This is a genomic window from Croceitalea sp. MTPC6 (assembly GCF_036985525.1).
Lineage (GTDB): Bacteria > Bacteroidota > Bacteroidia > Flavobacteriales > Flavobacteriaceae > Croceitalea.
In genome coordinates, this window is record NZ_BTGR01000007.1 from 26,039 (window position 1) to 42,387 (window position 16,349).

Below are 16,349 nucleotides of genomic sequence, written 5' to 3' on the forward strand. Positions count from 1 at the left end.
TATTTTTTATTTCAATGTTCTTTTAAATATGTAGCGTGTAATAAAGATGCCATTCCCGTCCTTCTCGCCAGCATCACTTTCTACAGCACTTGTAACGAATGTTAAATACCAACCTTCTGAAATCATAGCCGTTAGTTTTGAGGAAATTACAGCGTCATTTGCAGCTATGTTTTGAAATCTTATCCCGCCTATGTTGTAAAAATTCAAAAGTTTGGTTTCCTCAAAAGCTTTTACCCTAATGTCTTTTCTTTTAGACTTATTTCTGGTATTATCCTCTTCGGTTTGAGTAGATGTAAATTTCTTATAATCTCTTTTGTCATTAGTTGAAATTAAACGTGATCTTCCCAATCCATCAGGTATAATGGATTCTACGCTTGTAATTACCTTTACTTCATATTCTTTTTGTATTGTTTCTTGCGCAAAAACATTAGCTGCTAAGAAAGCAAACACGAGTAGTGTTGTTAATTTAATTTTTATCATTTTTTATTGTAGTTATATTATCTATTCTGACAATGCTATTCCAAATGCTTCACTAAACCCCTGTTTAAGAAAATCTTCAAAAGGCAAAGTATGACCGCCATTTCCGGAAAGTATGTTTGCATTTTTCGATTGTAAAAATGCAACTTCTTGTACCGTAAGTCTACCAACATCCATGTCTGTTTCTCCATAAATGTATGTTATGTTAGATAGGCTTTCAATAGTATTAAATTGCTCCGTATATCTATTCATTGCTAATCCAGCAAACATTCTAGCTTCATTTCTATTAAATGCATCTACAAATGGTTCATCATCTACTATGGGCGTAACGCCGTTTTCAAAAAACGCATTCTTTCCTTCGGCTAGACCTTGCCACATAGCATCGTTAATGTCTAGCCTTCCTGTTATAATTAAATAATCATCTGCCACATCTATTCCTTTTTGCGCAATAAGCTCTTGCGTTACAAATGCGCCAAATGATATTCCAGCGACATAAACCGTTCTACCTTGATCTTTAAAATAGGTAATCACTTCAGAAAGCATCTCTATACTTTCAGTATTAAAATTAATGGCTTGGTCTAATGTTATATCATTGCCTTCTAATATGTTAGGATTTAACGTTTGGGCCTGATGTACGGTTATAGTTAAAATGTCTTGCGGACGACTAATATCTTGTGCAAGATCATCTACTATATCTGTGGCCAATTCGGTACTAGGACCACCTGGTACAGCTATTAGTACTGTAGGAGCTTTTTCATCTCCTCGGAAATAAATTACATTTTTAATATTTTGCGATATTTCATCAGCAATTACAGGTGGCTTTTCACCATCATCATTAGAACATGATATTATAACGACTGAGAATAGTGCAACTAGAACTATATTGGTAATAGCGTAAATGCGTTTTAAGTTTGTTGTTTTTAAGAACACTTTTTTCATGATTTATTTTTAATAATAATTTTTGTGCAAAGAAAAAGTGGAAAATGCCTTAGAGTAGGATGATTTGACGACCGTTGCGTAGTTATTGATGAACGTATAAATTGCGCTATTAGAAACAAATAATATGTTTCTTTACATAAAAGATGTCAATGCATAAAACCAAATCAATAAAGAAAATAGTAAAGCACCTCTTGTTCTGGGTGTTAAATTATTTGGTTTTTGCTTTTGTTGTTCATTCAGACTGGAACGGTTTCAATAATTATTCTGAACCAAATAGTTTAGCCTATGCCTATACATATGGGCTTTTGAGCAATATCTTTTTGTTTTATATACAAGTGTTTTGGTTAGTGCCAAAAATGTATATGCAGCAAAAAAAAGCAATATACTATTTGCTTTCAATTTCTATATGCATAGTAATTTCTCTAATTGAAATCTATTTTGATTATATACTTTATGATGTATTTAAAATATATGATACAGATGAGTTTATGGATAACTTTAGCGTTACTGTTTTTGTGAACCTATTTTACAGTGTTGCTGGTTTTTATTACATATTTAGGCATGCACACAAAAAATCTGAAAAGGAAAAACAATCACTAATAGAAGAATCATTTAAGGCAGAATTAAAATATCTAAAAGCGCAGTTAAATCCTCACTTTTTATTTAATGGAATCAATAATATTTACCACTTAATAGGTAAAAATGATACACTGGCAAAAGATACCTTACTTCAGTTTTCAGAACTATTACGTTATCAATTGTACGAAAGTGGTAATCAAATTACATTAGAGAAGGAATTGGACTTTGTATTACAGTATATTAAAATGGAAAAAACCCGTAAGGGTTCAGATATTCAGCTAACCTACAATATAGAATTTGAAAATTCGACAAAAAAAATAGTTCCATTATTATTAATTCCAATTATAGAAAATGCGTTTAAGCATTGCAGTAATCACATCAACAATAATGAAAATAGTATAGATATAAGCATTAAAGAAGTGGGGGGCAAACTCTCGCTACATTGTACAAATACTTTAGATAGTGTAACTGGTAAGAATGCTGTTGGCGGAATCGGTTTAACAAACGTAAAAAGACGTTTGTCGTTAGTATACCCAGATAAGCATGAATTAACCATACACAAGAAAAACTCAAGATTTATGGCTGACTTGATTATAGATTTATAAAAAATGAAACAGCTAAATTGTTTAATCATAGATGATGAACCTATAGCCAGAGAAGGCATAAAGGATTATTGTAAAGAGATTTCGTTTTTAAATGTGGTTGCACTATGCAAGAATGTATTGCAAGCTAATCATCATCTCGAAAGCAATGAAATTGATTTAATTTTTTTAGATATCAATATGCCAATACTATCTGGTATTGATTGGTTAAAAGGCTTAAAAAGATCTCCTTCAATTATTATGACCACAGCATACAAAGAATATGCATTGCAAAGTTTTGGTTATAACGTTTTAGATTATTTAGTCAAACCTATTTCCTTTAAGCGGTTTTTGCAGGCAGTTAATAAGGTTAACACCTATTATGCGCATGAGAATGAAAAAAACATACTTTTCTTAAAAAATGAAAGACAGCTTAAAAAGATAGCTATAAAGGATATCCTATTTGCAGAGGCAATGCAAAATTATGTCAAAGTAGTAACATCAAAAGAGACAATCATTACACATATTTCTTTAAAGAGCTTTAAAGATCAATTACCCGAAAATAATTTTATTCAAACACACAAATCATATATAATATCTAAATTTAAAGTAGATAAAATTGTAGGAAATAAAATCATTATTGGTTGTCATGAAATTCCGATTAGTGTGAGGTTAAAAACAAGTGTTCTCGACAATTTTAAATAAAAGCACTTTTATTATAACTTAAATCTGAGTCTATTTGTTTGCTTAAAAATATGTTTTGATTATTTTGTAAGTATCCTTCGAAATTAACAAATGTTCTAGATTATTATTTTTCATTAATTTAAGTATCTTCACGTCTCTAAAGATTACATCATTTTGCATCTATTTGTTAAAAAAATTGCAATACGGTGTCCAGCTTTAAATTAGCAAGGTAAAATATTGAAAATCAAAGTGGTATGATGCTTATTTTAAGCCTGCCACCCCGACGAACCACTTTTTAAGTGGTATTAAAGTGCTGTTAATATGTTGATTTTCAGCACTTTTTTATTTATAAGGGTTGTCCACTTAATGAATTAAACATTTTTCCAAGTTTCCCTTAAAAAAGTCAGGTCTTTTTTCATTTGATTAAAAACGTCTTCTTTATCGATGGTTATTTTCGGATCGCCATGTTCCGCACCACCTAAATCATATTCCAAATGCAAAGATACTGGGTTGATTGTCCCAGTTTTTGGAGCTAACCCAATAGAAATGCAAATACTTTCCCAAGTATTCAATGTCTTTGTTTTACCGCTTGTAATTATTGGTATTTTACTTTTGATTAATAACAAAAAATTAATGGGCATGCATAAAACTAGTTTGCTAATTAATCTAAGCTTAATTGCAGCTTTGTTCTTCTCCTGCGTTATTTCTTATAATGGTATTTTAGCATTACAAGTATACTTTTAGGTTCATCTTTAAAATTCGCCTTATTTTTATTTTGCAAATGGCTTGCAAAATTTGCCTTAAAATGTGCTATTTTGAATGTGGTTTTGAGTTTTCTTTAAGATTAACATGTTTTATTGTGGAAATAAGCTTTCCGTTTAATGACATACCTTCTACAAATAAGGAAATTTTTTGAGTTCCTGTATTAAGAATCTTAAAAGCCGTAACCTTTTTCCCATTGAGAACAATATTTGGCTCCCAATGAATGGTTCCAAACTTTTCAAATGATTCCCCATAGTTTTGATATTTGGGATTATAAAATCGCTTAATGGATTCGTATCCTTCCTTAACTATAAATTTAAAAATCTTCTCATCAGCAGAAAGCCTGGCACTTGTATCTTTTCTTTCACTGATATCTTTGAGGTAAATTCTGATGACCCCGCCCCCGCCGCCAGATTCCATATCTCCAGATCTACTTATATAATAACTGTCTACATCTGAAAGTGGGTAGAAGTAAAGTAACTTGTCAAAATCAACCAGTCTAACATCATCAATATAGATAATCGGTGAAGGTGCGCCCCTGAATGAAGTTTGTCGTCTTGAGTTAATACGCACCTTTTGGTCTCCAGGTTCATAACTAATATAAACCAAAAAACCATTGTTTCTGATAATTTCAAGCATATTGGGATATGAGTTTTCTATTTTTTTAGTGACTTTGGTCAATTTATGCTTGAAAATAAATGGGGCAAAGAATCTTTCTTCTTTGCGTTCTTTTGTGAGTGTTACACCTTCAAGTTTAATAGTCTTGTCAGAGGTAATAAAATCTTCTAAAAGAAGGATTTCTTCCCGCGTTTTACTGTTTTCTATGGGTGCTATTTTCCATGTTTTTTTTAACCTTTCAGTTGTCATTTCATTTCTAGTGGAAACAAACATCTTCGGTTTGATTATATTACCGTTTTTATTAATTAGAGAGAACTTGATTTCTTGCCCTTTTTTAGGGAATAATCCAGATATAGAGAACTTTGTTTCATCAGGTCTTAGTTGAATCATACTACCTTGAAAGCCTTCAAAAGGATATATCATTAATTTTTGTCCTTTCTGAATCTTAGATTGTATTGTGCCGAAAACTTCTATTCCTTGATTAAGGGAAAAATCATTTTTTGGTGGAGTTGAGTAAATTTCATCCCAGTCATAAGTGCTCCATCCCTGGGTCAACAACAATAAATCAAGCTCTTTTTTTTTCTTCAGGGTTACATCTTTAAAATAATAGGACGGATTTTCAATTAATCCTTTTAGATAAGGTCTGAGCAGAAAAGTGCTTAAAATGTTATCTTTATGCTGGTATGAAACAGTTTCTTGTGGAAGCACAGAAACACTAAGTGACAAAGGTGCTCCTTCAATCTCCGTATTTCTTGCTATGAAAATTGTAACTGAATCTTTTTCAATTTTTGTGTCCGCTATTTTAATACTTTCTTTATTTTGTTCATTGTGGTTATAATAAAGGCGTTCCAGTATAGGTTTTCCTTTTGGGTCGAGAAGCGTTAGAGTGTTCATTCCCTCATACAAGGTTTTTTTGTCAATAACTAGAGAAACGTAGTTGCTATCCTTACCAAAATTGATGTTCAGTTTTTTGGCAAGGCCATCTTTCGAAACCCATAGTATCATTTTTTGCTTGCCGTTCTTCTCTTTGCTGACTTTGCCACGACCAAAAACAAGCATTAATCTTCCTTTGTTTTCATCAATCAAAGAAATATTGTGACCATCATGCGTAGATTTAGGAAGTAAATAAGTGCCTTCCTTGTTTTCTCGAAAATAGATAGTAACAAAATAGTTTTCGCCGTAGATTGGGTTCAGAGTAAAGCTGGCCATTCCCAAATGTGAGCCTTTAAAGCTGGCCACCTTATTTCCACCAGAATCCTTCACTATACCACCGGTTATTTCTATACTGAGTCCATTTTTATCAATACATTTTACTCCAATTCTGTTCTGTAACCCAGAAATTAATTTACCACCTTCTGGCAATAAATGGACATCATAATCAATGCTCTCTTTTGTTGTGGAACTTTGTGAACTACCCTGATTATATATACTTATTTTTTGAATATAAGAACCTTCTTCTTTAAAGTTTTGAAGCCAATTCGTAGATGCCTTTATATAATAATCACCACCTGCAATTGAGGAGTCGAGTTTTATACTGCCGTTTGAATAACCGTTAGAAGCACGATATAGTTTTTTTGTCAACTGTTTTCCCTCATTATCATAGACACCAACATAAAGATTAGTAGTCACTTTGAAAGGTTTTCTCTTTTTCTTATTGTAGATGTAGGCCTTGAACCATATTTCCTCATTTGTAATGAAATTACTCTTGTTGAGATGTAGGAATAATGTTTCTCTCGGTACTGCAAAATGTTCTTGAAAAGCTTTCTTTGCGGTTTGCTCGGCTAAAGATTCCTGTCCGAACATTAATAAAGGTATCGGCAGAAAAAGTAATAAGGCACAAAATTTCTTCATCATTACTAAACTGGTAGTATTTCAGTTAAATTAATTCAAACAAAGCATAAACTCAAATTTAGAGACAAATTTTAATGTTAGCTTTCTGAGCTTGCTCTTGAACATATTATTATTTGAATTTGATTTCATAAAGTGTTTGCTGTTAGAAAGTGCTGGAAAATAAGAAGCTTTTCAATTTTAGGAACGATTCTTAGGACTGACTTTTTAGAAGTCAAGATTTTTGGTATTCAAATTAATTCACTCTAATAAGATTTTGAATCATACAAATTATATCTTTACGCTATCAGAAGATAAAGTATTTTACTTTAAGTTCATTTATAGTCCAGTCAAAAAATCAGATTACAGTTTAATTTTAAATTTTGTAATTAATTGATATATAAATAATTGTGGGATTGGAGTATAACCCTGCTACCCAACGAGCCAGCTCAATTTTGGACTGGCTTTTTTATTTTTGAGCATAACACTTTTAGCCCAAAGTTCCTTTTACCAGACCACCATCTACAGAAATGGTTTGTCCAGTGATGTATTTACTATAAGGAGAAAGTAACCATAAGGCAAGGGATGCAAAATCTTCAGGGTTTCCTATTTGTTTAACTGCGGTTTGTTCAGCAAATGTCTTTCGAATTTCTGATTCGTTTACCCCCTTAAGTTTACTGTTTCTTGCAAATAAATCTTCCATGCGCTGTGTTGCATGATAACCAGGCCCAAGAATATTTAGAGTGACACCTGTACTTCCTATCTCTTGGGAAAGAGTTTTCACATATCCAACAATAGCTAAGCGCATAGAGTTACTTAGAACTAAATTTTCTACTGGCTGTTTTGTTGATACACTTTCCACGTAAAGTAAACGCCCATAACCTACATCAATCATTCTTGGCAGTATAGCTTGGGTAAGAGCAATTTTCCACCTAACTACTGTTTTGTATGCATCGTCCCAGTCAGTTAATTTAGTTTCTAAAGACGGCATGGCTGGAGGGCCACCAGAATTTATTACAGCCCCAGTAAGAACTCTGTCTCCAATTTTTTTAACTATGTTGTTGATAACAATTTCTTGGGAAAGGTCTCCAGCAATTATCTCTAAACGTTCACTAATTTTTTGTAATTCCAGTAATTTAGGCTCTGTCCGAGCTATGGCAATTACTTTAGCACCCTCATTTATTAAACCTTCAGTAATCGCTTTTCCCAATCCACTAGTAGCTCCGCCAACTAAAAACAACTTATCTTCGAGATGTAAGTCCATATTTATTGTATACTATAATTTAGGTTATTATTTACAAAAAGTTTTTTAATCAAATATCAAAAAATTAGTTAACTATGTTAACTAATTTTTTATCTTTAGCCATAAATATGGGCTTAAAATCTCATTTTTCAATATTTAAAGACCATTAAAAATAGATTTATGTCAAAATATTTGGTTGAAATAGATGATAATTCTTTTGAAATATCTAATAAGAATTTGAGAAAACTAGACTTGACTAGGCTCAATGATGATAATTTTCATCTTCTTTATAACAACATAGCATATCGCGTTAATGTAATTAGCTCAAATTACCAAGAAAAAATAGTAACGGTTGAAGTGAATGGAAATAGCTATTCTATGAAAATTAGTGATAGCTACGACCAAACGGTAAAACAAATGGGACTGCTTGTTGGCAACTCAAAAAAAGCAAAAGACATCAAAGCCCCCATGCCTGGACTTATTATTAATGTTATGGTTAAGCAAGGCCAAGAAATATCTGAAGGAACACCATTAATTATACTTTCTGCCATGAAAATGGAAAATATTCTTTTGGCACAAGCGGATGGTATTATCAAGTCCATCAATGTAAAAAAGGAAGATACTGTTGATAAAGGGCAAATTATCATTGAAATAGAATAGCAAGATAGATACTGAAATAAATTCAGCATAAATGAAAAAAATACTGATAGCGAATAGGGGAGAGATAGCACTTCGAGTGATGCGAACCGCACAAAAAATGGGAATTAAAACCGTTGCCGTTTATTCCGAAGTGGATCGAGAATCGCCTCATGTGAAGTTTGCGGATGAAGCGGTCTTATTGGGGCCTGCACCATCATCGGAATCTTATTTGAAGATGGATAAGGTCATTGAAGCCGCAAAGCAGACCGGTTCCGATAGTATACATCCCGGTTATGGTTTTTTAAGCGAAAATGCTGTTTTTGCCCAAATGGTGGAAGATAATGGAATTACTTTTATAGGTCCCCGACCACACGCTATCGAGGTGATGGGAAACAAACTGGCTGCAAAAGAAGCGGTAAAAGATTATGATATTCCCATGGTACCCGGTATTGAAGAGGCTATTACGGATGTCACTTTAGCTAAAAAAATAGCCTCTGAAATAGGGTTTCCTATTTTGATAAAAGCTGCTGCCGGAGGCGGTGGAAAGGGAATGCGTATCGTAGACAACCTAGAAGAGCTACCAGAACAAATGGATCGTGCCATAAGTGAAGCTGTTGCCGCTTTTGGAGATGGTGCTGTTTTTATAGAGAAGTATGTAGGTTCTCCAAGACATATCGAAATTCAGGTTCTAGCAGATAATCATGGTAATGTTGTGCACCTTTTTGAACGTGATTGCAGTGTACAACGGAGACACCAAAAAGTAGTAGAGGAAGCGCCATCGGCAGTATTGACTCCTAAAATCAGGCAAGCCATGGGAGAGGCTGCAATTAAGGTTGCTAAAGCTTGTGATTATGTAGGTGCAGGAACCGTAGAGTTTTTATTAGACGAGCAGATGAATTTCTATTTCTTAGAGATGAACACACGTTTGCAAGTTGAGCATCCTGTAACAGAGATTATTGCGGGATTGGATTTGGTCGAAGAACAAATAAAGGTAGCGCGTAACGAAAAACTATCTTTCGCCCAAGAAGATTTAAGTATCAAAGGGCATGCCTTGGAAATACGTGTGTATGCAGAAGATTCCCTGGATAATTTTATGCCGAGTATCGGTACGCTAACAACCTATAAAACTCCTGAAGGGGAAGGCATTCGCGTCGATGATGGGTTTGAAGAAGGTATGGACATTCCAATTTATTATGACCCGATGATATCAAAACTGATTACGTATGGTAAAGACCGTATGGAAGCTATCCAGTTAATGATAAAGGCTATTTCTGAGTATAAGATTGAAGGAATTTCGACAACTTTACCCTTTGGAAAGTTCGTTTGCGAGCACGAAGCTTTTCGGTCAGGTAAATTTGACACCCATTTTGTGAAGAACTATTATTCCCCTGAACAACTTCAAAAACAATATGCTGAGGAAAAAGAAATCGCAGCTTTAATGGGCTTGAAGTTGTATTTGGAAAATAAGGACAATTTAAAAACAGCGGACCAAGATTCCTCCAATTGGTGGAAAAATAGAAGCTAATCAGTAGTAGGTTTCAAAATCGAAAGCATGAAGAATAAGATAGAGATACTCAAAGATAAATTGGAAAAATCCCGCTTGGGAGGAGGCCAAGAACGTATTGATAAGCAGCATGCCAAAGGAAAATTGACCGCTAGAGAGCGTGTTCATTTTCTATTGGATGAAGGTTCTTTTGAAGAAATGGGCGCCTTGGTTACCCATAGAACTAAGGACTTTGGAATGGAAAAGCAGATTTTCCCAGGAGATGGTGTAGTAACTGGTTTTGGAACTATTGCTGGAAGACAAGTTTGTGTCTTCGCCCAAGATTTTACCGTTTTCGGTGGTGCACTTTCAGAAACCCATGCCGAAAAAATCTGTAAGATTATGGATATGGCGATGAAAATCGGTGTGCCTGTAATCGGTTTGAATGATAGTGGCGGCGCTAGAATTCAAGAGGGTGTTCGCTCTCTAGGAGGATATGCCGATATTTTCCATAGAAATGTAATGTCTTCGGGAGTAGTGCCACAAATTTCTGCCATCATGGGACCTTGTGCGGGTGGAGCGGTGTATTCTCCTGCAATGACCGACTTTACGCTAATGGTAGAGAATTCAAGTTATATGTTCGTGACAGGACCAAATGTGGTAAAAACAGTTACAAACGAGGAGGTTACTTCAGAAGAACTGGGAGGCGCTATGACGCATGCAACAAAATCTGGAGTAACACATTTAACTGCTGCGAACGATATGGAATGTATTGCACAAATAAAGCAGTTGATAAGTTACATGCCTCAAAATTGCGAAGATGTGCCGAAATTACTTCCGTATGAAATCAAAGATGAGGTCCGCGACGTTTTGGAAACTTTGGTTCCTGATAATCCGAACCAACCGTATGATATGCGGCAGGTGATCAATGGAATTATTGATATTGAAACTTTCTTTGAAATCCATAAAGATTATGCCGAGAATATTGTGGTTGGTTTTGCGAGATTAGGTGGTAGAAGTATAGGAATAGTTGCCAACCAACCCATGAGCCTTGCCGGTGTTTTGGATGTGGAAGCTTCTAAGAAAGCGGCTCGATTTACCCGTTTTTGTGATTGCTTCAATATTCCTTTATTGGTATTGGTCGATGTCCCTGGATTCCTTCCCGGAACTGACCAAGAGTGGAACGGAATTATTACCAATGGAGCAAAATTATTGTACGCATTAAGTGAAGCCACCGTCCCTAAAGTTACTGTCATTACTAGAAAAGCGTACGGTGGAGCCTATGATGTAATGAACTCCAAACATATTGGTGCCGATATGAACTATGCGTGGCCTGGAGCGGAGATTGCAGTGATGGGAGCTAAAGGAGCGAGTGAGATTATATTTAGAAAAGAGATTCTTTCTGCGGATGACCCAGAAGCGAAATTGCTGGAAAAAGAACAGGAATATGCAGATAAGTTTGCTAATCCGTATAGTGCTGCAGAACGTGGTTTTATCGATGAGGTGATACTTCCCAAAAATACGAGAAGAAAATTGATAAAGGCTTTTTCTATGTTAGAGAAGAAAGTAGCTAAATTGCCAAAGAAGAAACACGGGAATATTCCCCTGTAAAAGGTCAAAGATGTCAAACAAAAAGCTTTTTAGCGATTTCCAAGAAGTTTCCGCAAAAGCCTGGAAGCAAAAAATACAGGTTGACTTAAAAGGGGCGGATTACAACGAAACTTTGGTTTGGGAATCCCCCGAAGGCATTAAGGTAAAACCTTTTTACCATCAAGAAGATATGGTCGCTTCCAATCAGACCATTTCAAAAGAGAATAGTAGCTGGAAAATAGGGCATACCATTTATGCAGGCAATGCCATCATGGCAAATGGTAAGGCTTTGGAGTTTCTGGAAAGGGGCGTGGAGAGCATCCTTTTTATTGTTCCATCTAAAGAAATTGAAATTCGAGAGCTGTTAAAGGGAATCGATATTGAAATGGCTCCGGTATATTTTGAGCTTCAATTTTTATCGTCGAATTACGTAAAAGAGATAGTTGAGGTTGTTGGGGAAGCTGCTGATCATATATTTATCAATATTGATATTATTGGCAATTTGGCGAAATCTGGAAACTGGTTTGATAATTTGGGTAATGACCATCAGGTTTTGGAAACTATGCTTGAAACCGGACTTCCAAATGCATTGCAGGTTGATGTATCCTTGTATCAAAATGCAGGAGCGAATATAGTCCAGCAATTGGCCTATGCCTTAGCACATGCCAATGAATATTTAAATCATTTTAAAGACGTCATCGCGAGCGCAGCGCAGCGATCTGTCGTTTTTACCTTTAAAGTTGCCATTGGCACGAACTATTTCTTTGAAATCGCAAAACTAAGGTCGCTACGTCTATTGTGGAAAACTTTGGCAGCAGAATACGGAATGACGGCAGATTGCCATATCATGGCTCAGCCAACCCAAAGGAATAAGACCTTGTACGATTACAATACCAATATGCTGCGGACAACTACAGAAAGCATGTCAGCCGTATTAGGGGGTGCAGATGTTGTTTTCAACGCGCCTTACGATGCTATCTATCATAAAACCAATGAATTTGGAGACCGCATTGCAATCAACCAGTTATTGCTATTAAAGAATGAGGGGCATTTAGATAAGGTAGATAATGCAGCAGATGGCGCATATTATATTGAAAACCTGACCCGACAACTGGCAGAAAAAGCATTGGAACTTTTTAAATCAATTGAAAAGAGTGGTGGTTTTTTAAGGCAGTTAAAAGACCATACCATTCAGAAGAAGATAAAGGAAAGTGCCGAAAAAGAACAAGCTAAATTTGATGCGGAAGAGGAGGTTCTTGTGGGAACGAATAAATTCCAAAACCCCAATGATAGAATGATGGGTGATTTGGAATTGTATCCTTTTGTAAAGACCAATGCTCGAAAAACTTTAATCGAACCTATTATAGAAAGACGATTGGCAGAAGCTTTAGAACAAAAACGTTTGGATGATGAGTAGAAAAGACCTGTCGCACATTTCATTAGGGAAAGTTCAGAATTCAGAATTTAGGATTCGGAATTCTGAGGAGACCTATTTAACGGGAGAAGGAATTCCTCTAAAGTCGACATATTCGGCCGAAGATATCAAAGATGCTGAACACCTAAATTTTGCAGCCGGTATCGCACCAAACCTTCGTGGGCCGTATTCTACCATGTACGTGAGAAGACCATGGACAATTCGTCAATATGCCGGTTTTTCAACCGCCGAGGAGAGCAATGCATTTTACAGAAGAAACTTGAAAGGAGGTCAAAAAGGACTATCAGTTGCCTTTGACTTACCAACGCACCGTGGGTATGACAGTGACCATGAGCGCGTAGTTGGTGATGTGGGTAAAGCAGGAGTCGCCATTGATTCCGTGGAGGATATGAAGATATTGTTCGATGGAATTCCGTTGGATAAAATGTCGGTTTCCATGACGATGAACGGTGCCGTACTTCCTATCATGGCATTTTATATTGTTGCTGCACAGGAGCAAGGCGTTTCTTTGGAGCAATTATCGGGTACCATCCAGAATGATATTTTAAAGGAGTTTATGGTGCGGAATACGTATATCTATCCGCCAAAACCTTCCATGCAAATCGTTTCCGATATTTTCGAATATACGAGTAAACATATGCCCAAATTCAATAGTATCAGTATCTCGGGCTATCACATGCACGAAGCAGGGGCTACTGCTGATATCGAATTGGCATACACCTTGGCAGACGGATTAGAATATATCAGAGCAGGCTTAAAAGCCGGATTAAAAATAGATGAGTTCGCTCCACGTTTATCCTTCTTTTGGGGTATCGGCATGAACCATTTTATGGAAATAGCTAAAATGCGAGCGGCAAGAATGCTTTGGGCAAAACTGGTCAATCAGTTCAATCCGCAGAATCAAAAATCATTGGCTTTACGTACGCATTGCCAAACTAGTGGATGGAGTCTTACGGAACAAGACCCTTTTAATAATGTAGCGCGAACAACAATTGAAGCAACAGCTGCAATACTAGGTGGTACACAGAGTTTGCACACCAATGCCTTGGATGAAGCGATTGCCTTACCAACTGATTTCTCGGCAAGAATCGCACGGGAAACCCAGATTTTTCTTCAAGAGGAAACTAAAATCACTAAAACCGTCGACCCATGGGCAGGAAGTTATTATGTAGAACACCTTACCCATGAACTGGCACATAAAGCTTGGAAACTCATAGAGGAAGTGGAAGAGTTAGGAGGAATGACCAAAGCCATTGAGGCTGGAATCCCCAAGATGCGAATAGAGCAAGCCGCTGCCAGAAAACAAGCGCGAATCGATAGTACTCAAGATGTCATCGTTGGGGTAAATAAGTTTCAGCTTAAGAATGAGGATGAGTTGTCCATTCTAGAAGTAGATAACCAAGAGGTACGTAGGCAGCAGTTAAAACGATTGGACACTGTGAAGAAAAACAGAGACCAAAACAAGGTCGATGCTATCTTGAAAAAACTAACCCAAGCGGCAAAAGATAAAATGGTTGATAAAGCAACCCCGGATAGTGATAATTTATTAGCTTTAGCAGTAGAAGCTGCTAGAGAAAGAGCAACTTTAGGAGAGATAAGCGACGCTATGGAGGTCGCTTTTGGCCGCCACAAGGCAGAAATAAAATCATTTACCGGAGTGTATTCCAAAGAGATTAAAAACGATGATAGCTTTCAAAAAGCACGTAAACTTGCTAACAAGTTCGCAGAACAAGATGGTCGCAGACCGCGTATCATGATTGCCAAAATGGGTCAAGACGGTCATGACCGTGGTGCAAAAGTGGTAGCAACCGGTTATGCGGATTTAGGCTTTGATGTTGATATAGGTCCGTTGTTTCAAACGCCAGAAGAAGCGGCTAAACAAGCCGTAGAAAACGATGTGCATATTTTAGGGGTTTCCTCGCTCGCCGCGGGTCATAAGACTTTAGTCCCTAAAGTGATAGAAGAACTTCAGAAATATGGTCGTGAAGACATTATGGTCATTGTGGGTGGTGTAATTCCCAAACAAGATTATCAGTATTTGTTCGATGCCGGAGCCATCGCTATTTTTGGACCAGGGTCAAAAATAAGTGATGCAGCCATACAGATTCTTGAAATCCTTATTGAGGAAGAATAAAAATTATATGGCAGGAGCTCCCAATAGCTCATGAAAAGACTTAACTTTCTCGTCTTCGTTTATAAGCTTTCTCATACAAGCTTCTAGAAAGCGTAAGAAGGTTTCCTTCTCATTTTTGTCAAAACCTTCCGTTAAAAAGTGAATAACTGCTAGTCTTGAAGGTTGCGCAGTATCAACAAAAGCTACTCCCTTTTTTGTTAGTTTCAAACGTTTTTTTCTTCTGTCCTCTTTGTCCTCATATTGTTTTACAAGACCTTTTTCCAAAAGCACATTGATGAGATTGGTAATGTTGGCCCTAGAAACGTTTAATGAATCTGCCAACTCACTGGCCATTAAATCTTTAGCGTGCTTTTCACGTTTAAAGATGGGTAGATTAGGATTGCCTGCCAGATGTAATAAAATAAGCCCCTGTTGTCTGGTAACACCTATTTTTAGATATACATCATCGTCATTTTTTTTCAATAAGTTGGACAAATCGAATATGCTCAATACAATGGATTCCTCAAGGCTTTCTTCAATCATTTTCTTCCTCACTTAGTTTCTAAACGTTATATATAAAGATATGATTTATAATGTTAATCATACAGTCTATTAATTACTTTTAATTTCGTTTGAACAAACAATACCATATTTGACAAATTTCCTTTAAATGAATTGGGTTTTGTTTGTTTTATGGCAAAAAATATTTTTAACTTGACTAATACCTTACTATATTTGCACCCGCAAAATAGGTCGCGTAGCTCAGCTGGATAGAGCATCTGCCTTCTAAGCAGTCGAATTTGACATACTGAAAATACCAATGGTCGCGTAGCTCAGCTGGATAGAGCATTTGCCTTCTAAGCAAACGGTCGCAGGTTCGAATCCTGCCGCGATCACAGTAAAAAGGGGCTTCCAAGAAGGATTGCCCCTTTTTTTTCATCTATTGTTTTGAATTAATTTGCTCGAAACATAACCAAAAAATTGCTCAATAATTTAGGTGAAAAGCGAATAAAAATTTTGGAAAACGCACACTTTATGCACACATCTTTATAATTTAACATATTTTAACAGTATAGATTACTATTCTACTGAATTATAGTGATTTAGATAAATATATGATAGACATCCGTCTGTTAATCAGAGGGTCCTTGGTTCGAGCCCAAGAGGAGGAGCTCAGTGACAGCAAGCTTTTCGAGAAATCGAAAGGCTTTTCTCATTATTACTACCCTAACTTTACCCTAAAATTGTAAAATTTAACTTTTTTAACAAAAGAGATTAATTCTTGTAGTATTTCTATTGCTTTTGAACTAATTGAAATATTTTGAAGCACGAAAGACTAGGAAAACTTAGGAATCTTCTTTGGTATGATGAAATTTTAA

Annotated in this window: 14 protein-coding genes and 1 tRNA gene; 9 read left to right on the forward strand and 6 right to left on the reverse strand. The window is 35.9% G+C overall.

Going from position 1 to position 16,349, the window contains the following annotated elements; translation table 11 throughout:
• Window positions 1-6 precede the first annotated feature (6 nt).
• Together AACP56_RS13005 and AACP56_RS13010 are read right to left on the reverse strand one after the other, a co-directional pair.
• The gene (locus AACP56_RS13005) at window positions 7-480 is read right to left on the reverse strand and encodes a hypothetical protein (protein ID WP_339335226.1); all 474 of its coding nucleotides are present in this window, start codon (window positions 478-480) and stop codon (window positions 7-9) included.
• A gap of 21 nt (window positions 481-501) precedes the next feature.
• Window positions 502-1,416, reverse strand: coding sequence for a hypothetical protein (locus tag AACP56_RS13010; protein WP_339335224.1), 915 nt, complete (start codon window positions 1,414-1,416; stop codon window positions 502-504).
• A gap of 149 nt (window positions 1,417-1,565) precedes the next feature.
• Between AACP56_RS13010 and AACP56_RS13015 the strand changes: the two genes are divergently transcribed.
• Both AACP56_RS13015 and AACP56_RS13020 read left to right on the forward strand, forming a co-directional pair.
• Window positions 1,566-2,600, forward strand: coding sequence for a sensor histidine kinase (locus tag AACP56_RS13015; protein ID WP_339335222.1), 1,035 nt, complete (start codon window positions 1,566-1,568; stop codon window positions 2,598-2,600).
• Window positions 2,601-2,603: 3 nt separating this feature from the next.
• Window positions 2,604-3,281 (forward strand): LytR/AlgR family response regulator transcription factor, encoded by a 678-nt coding sequence (locus tag AACP56_RS13020; protein WP_339335220.1) that lies wholly within the window; start codon window positions 2,604-2,606, stop codon window positions 3,279-3,281.
• A gap of 350 nt (window positions 3,282-3,631) precedes the next feature.
• Here the strand turns inward: AACP56_RS13020 and AACP56_RS13025 are convergent, their stop codons facing one another.
• Window positions 3,632-3,832, reverse strand: a complete 201-nt coding sequence (locus tag AACP56_RS13025; RefSeq protein ID WP_339339976.1) for a hypothetical protein — start codon at window positions 3,830-3,832, stop codon at window positions 3,632-3,634.
• Here AACP56_RS13025 and AACP56_RS13030 point away from each other — a divergent pair.
• Window positions 3,807-4,004, forward strand: a complete 198-nt coding sequence (locus AACP56_RS13030; protein ID WP_339335218.1) for a hypothetical protein — start codon at window positions 3,807-3,809, stop codon at window positions 4,002-4,004. The genes AACP56_RS13025 and AACP56_RS13030 overlap by 26 nt on opposite strands.
• Before the next feature lie 66 nt (window positions 4,005-4,070).
• On the opposite strand, the gene AACP56_RS13035 is transcribed toward AACP56_RS13030, so the two are convergent.
• Both AACP56_RS13035 and AACP56_RS13040 read right to left on the reverse strand, forming a co-directional pair.
• The gene (locus AACP56_RS13035; RefSeq protein WP_339335216.1) at window positions 4,071-6,494 is read right to left on the reverse strand and encodes a hypothetical protein; all 2,424 of its coding nucleotides are present in this window, start codon (window positions 6,492-6,494) and stop codon (window positions 4,071-4,073) included.
• Between the two features lie 463 nt (window positions 6,495-6,957).
• On the reverse strand, window positions 6,958-7,731 hold the full coding sequence (locus AACP56_RS13040; RefSeq protein WP_339335214.1) for an SDR family oxidoreductase: 774 nt from the start codon (window positions 7,729-7,731) through the stop codon (window positions 6,958-6,960).
• A 159-nt stretch (window positions 7,732-7,890) separates the two neighbouring features.
• Between AACP56_RS13040 and AACP56_RS13045 the strand changes: the two genes are divergently transcribed.
• From AACP56_RS13045 to scpA, 5 genes are read left to right on the forward strand one after another with little or no spacing between them, the layout of a single operon-like run.
• Window positions 7,891-8,370 (forward strand): acetyl-CoA carboxylase biotin carboxyl carrier protein subunit, encoded by a 480-nt coding sequence (locus AACP56_RS13045; RefSeq protein WP_339335212.1) that lies wholly within the window; start codon window positions 7,891-7,893, stop codon window positions 8,368-8,370.
• Window positions 8,371-8,401: 31 nt separating this feature from the next.
• Window positions 8,402-9,874, forward strand: coding sequence for an acetyl-CoA carboxylase biotin carboxylase subunit (gene accC / locus AACP56_RS13050; RefSeq protein WP_339335210.1), 1,473 nt, complete (start codon window positions 8,402-8,404; stop codon window positions 9,872-9,874).
• 27 nt (window positions 9,875-9,901) lie between these two features.
• The gene (locus AACP56_RS13055; RefSeq protein ID WP_339335208.1) at window positions 9,902-11,443 is read left to right on the forward strand and encodes an acyl-CoA carboxylase subunit beta; all 1,542 of its coding nucleotides are present in this window, start codon (window positions 9,902-9,904) and stop codon (window positions 11,441-11,443) included.
• Window positions 11,444-11,453: 10 nt separating this feature from the next.
• Complete coding sequence (locus AACP56_RS13060) at window positions 11,454-12,839, forward strand: methylmalonyl-CoA mutase subunit beta (RefSeq protein ID WP_339335206.1); 1,386 nt, start codon at window positions 11,454-11,456, stop codon at window positions 12,837-12,839.
• Complete coding sequence (scpA, locus tag AACP56_RS13065; protein WP_339335204.1) at window positions 12,832-14,991, forward strand: methylmalonyl-CoA mutase; 2,160 nt, start codon at window positions 12,832-12,834, stop codon at window positions 14,989-14,991. Before AACP56_RS13060 ends, scpA begins: the two co-directional genes overlap by 8 nt.
• Before the next feature lie 3 nt (window positions 14,992-14,994).
• Here scpA and AACP56_RS13070 read toward each other — a convergent pair whose 3' ends face one another.
• Window positions 14,995-15,513 (reverse strand): MarR family winged helix-turn-helix transcriptional regulator, encoded by a 519-nt coding sequence (locus tag AACP56_RS13070; protein ID WP_339335202.1) that lies wholly within the window; start codon window positions 15,511-15,513, stop codon window positions 14,995-14,997.
• A gap of 279 nt (window positions 15,514-15,792) precedes the next feature.
• On the opposite strand from AACP56_RS13070, the gene AACP56_RS13075 reads away from it, so the two are divergent.
• A tRNA-Arg gene (locus AACP56_RS13075) sits at window positions 15,793-15,866 on the forward strand.
• Window positions 15,867-16,349 lie beyond the last annotated feature (483 nt).

Bases quoted from the DNA above. Each gene is read 5' to 3' on its own strand.
- AACP56_RS13055 (WP_339335208.1), top strand. From the start codon at position 9,902: ATGAAGAATAAGATAGAGATACTCAAAGATAAATTGGAAAAATCCCGC.
- scpA (WP_339335204.1), top strand. From the start codon at position 12,832: ATGAGTAGAAAAGACCTGTCGCACATTTCATTAGGGAAAGTTCAGAAT.
- AACP56_RS13010 (WP_339335224.1), bottom strand. From the start codon at position 1,416: ATGAAAAAAGTGTTCTTAAAAACAACAAACTTAAAACGCATTTACGCT.
- AACP56_RS13020 (WP_339335220.1), top strand. From the start codon at position 2,604: ATGAAACAGCTAAATTGTTTAATCATAGATGATGAACCTATAGCCAGA.
- AACP56_RS13015 (WP_339335222.1), top strand. From the start codon at position 1,566: ATGCATAAAACCAAATCAATAAAGAAAATAGTAAAGCACCTCTTGTTC.
- AACP56_RS13060 (WP_339335206.1), top strand. From the start codon at position 11,454: ATGTCAAACAAAAAGCTTTTTAGCGATTTCCAAGAAGTTTCCGCAAAA.
- AACP56_RS13040 (WP_339335214.1), bottom strand. From the start codon at position 7,731: ATGGACTTACATCTCGAAGATAAGTTGTTTTTAGTTGGCGGAGCTACT.
- AACP56_RS13005 (WP_339335226.1), bottom strand. From the start codon at position 480: ATGATAAAAATTAAATTAACAACACTACTCGTGTTTGCTTTCTTAGCA.
- AACP56_RS13030 (WP_339335218.1), top strand. From the start codon at position 3,807: ATGCAAATACTTTCCCAAGTATTCAATGTCTTTGTTTTACCGCTTGTA.
- AACP56_RS13045 (WP_339335212.1), top strand. From the start codon at position 7,891: ATGTCAAAATATTTGGTTGAAATAGATGATAATTCTTTTGAAATATCT.
- accC (WP_339335210.1), top strand. From the start codon at position 8,402: ATGAAAAAAATACTGATAGCGAATAGGGGAGAGATAGCACTTCGAGTG.
- AACP56_RS13035 (WP_339335216.1), bottom strand. From the start codon at position 6,494: ATGATGAAGAAATTTTGTGCCTTATTACTTTTTCTGCCGATACCTTTA.
- AACP56_RS13070 (WP_339335202.1), bottom strand. From the start codon at position 15,513: ATGATTGAAGAAAGCCTTGAGGAATCCATTGTATTGAGCATATTCGAT.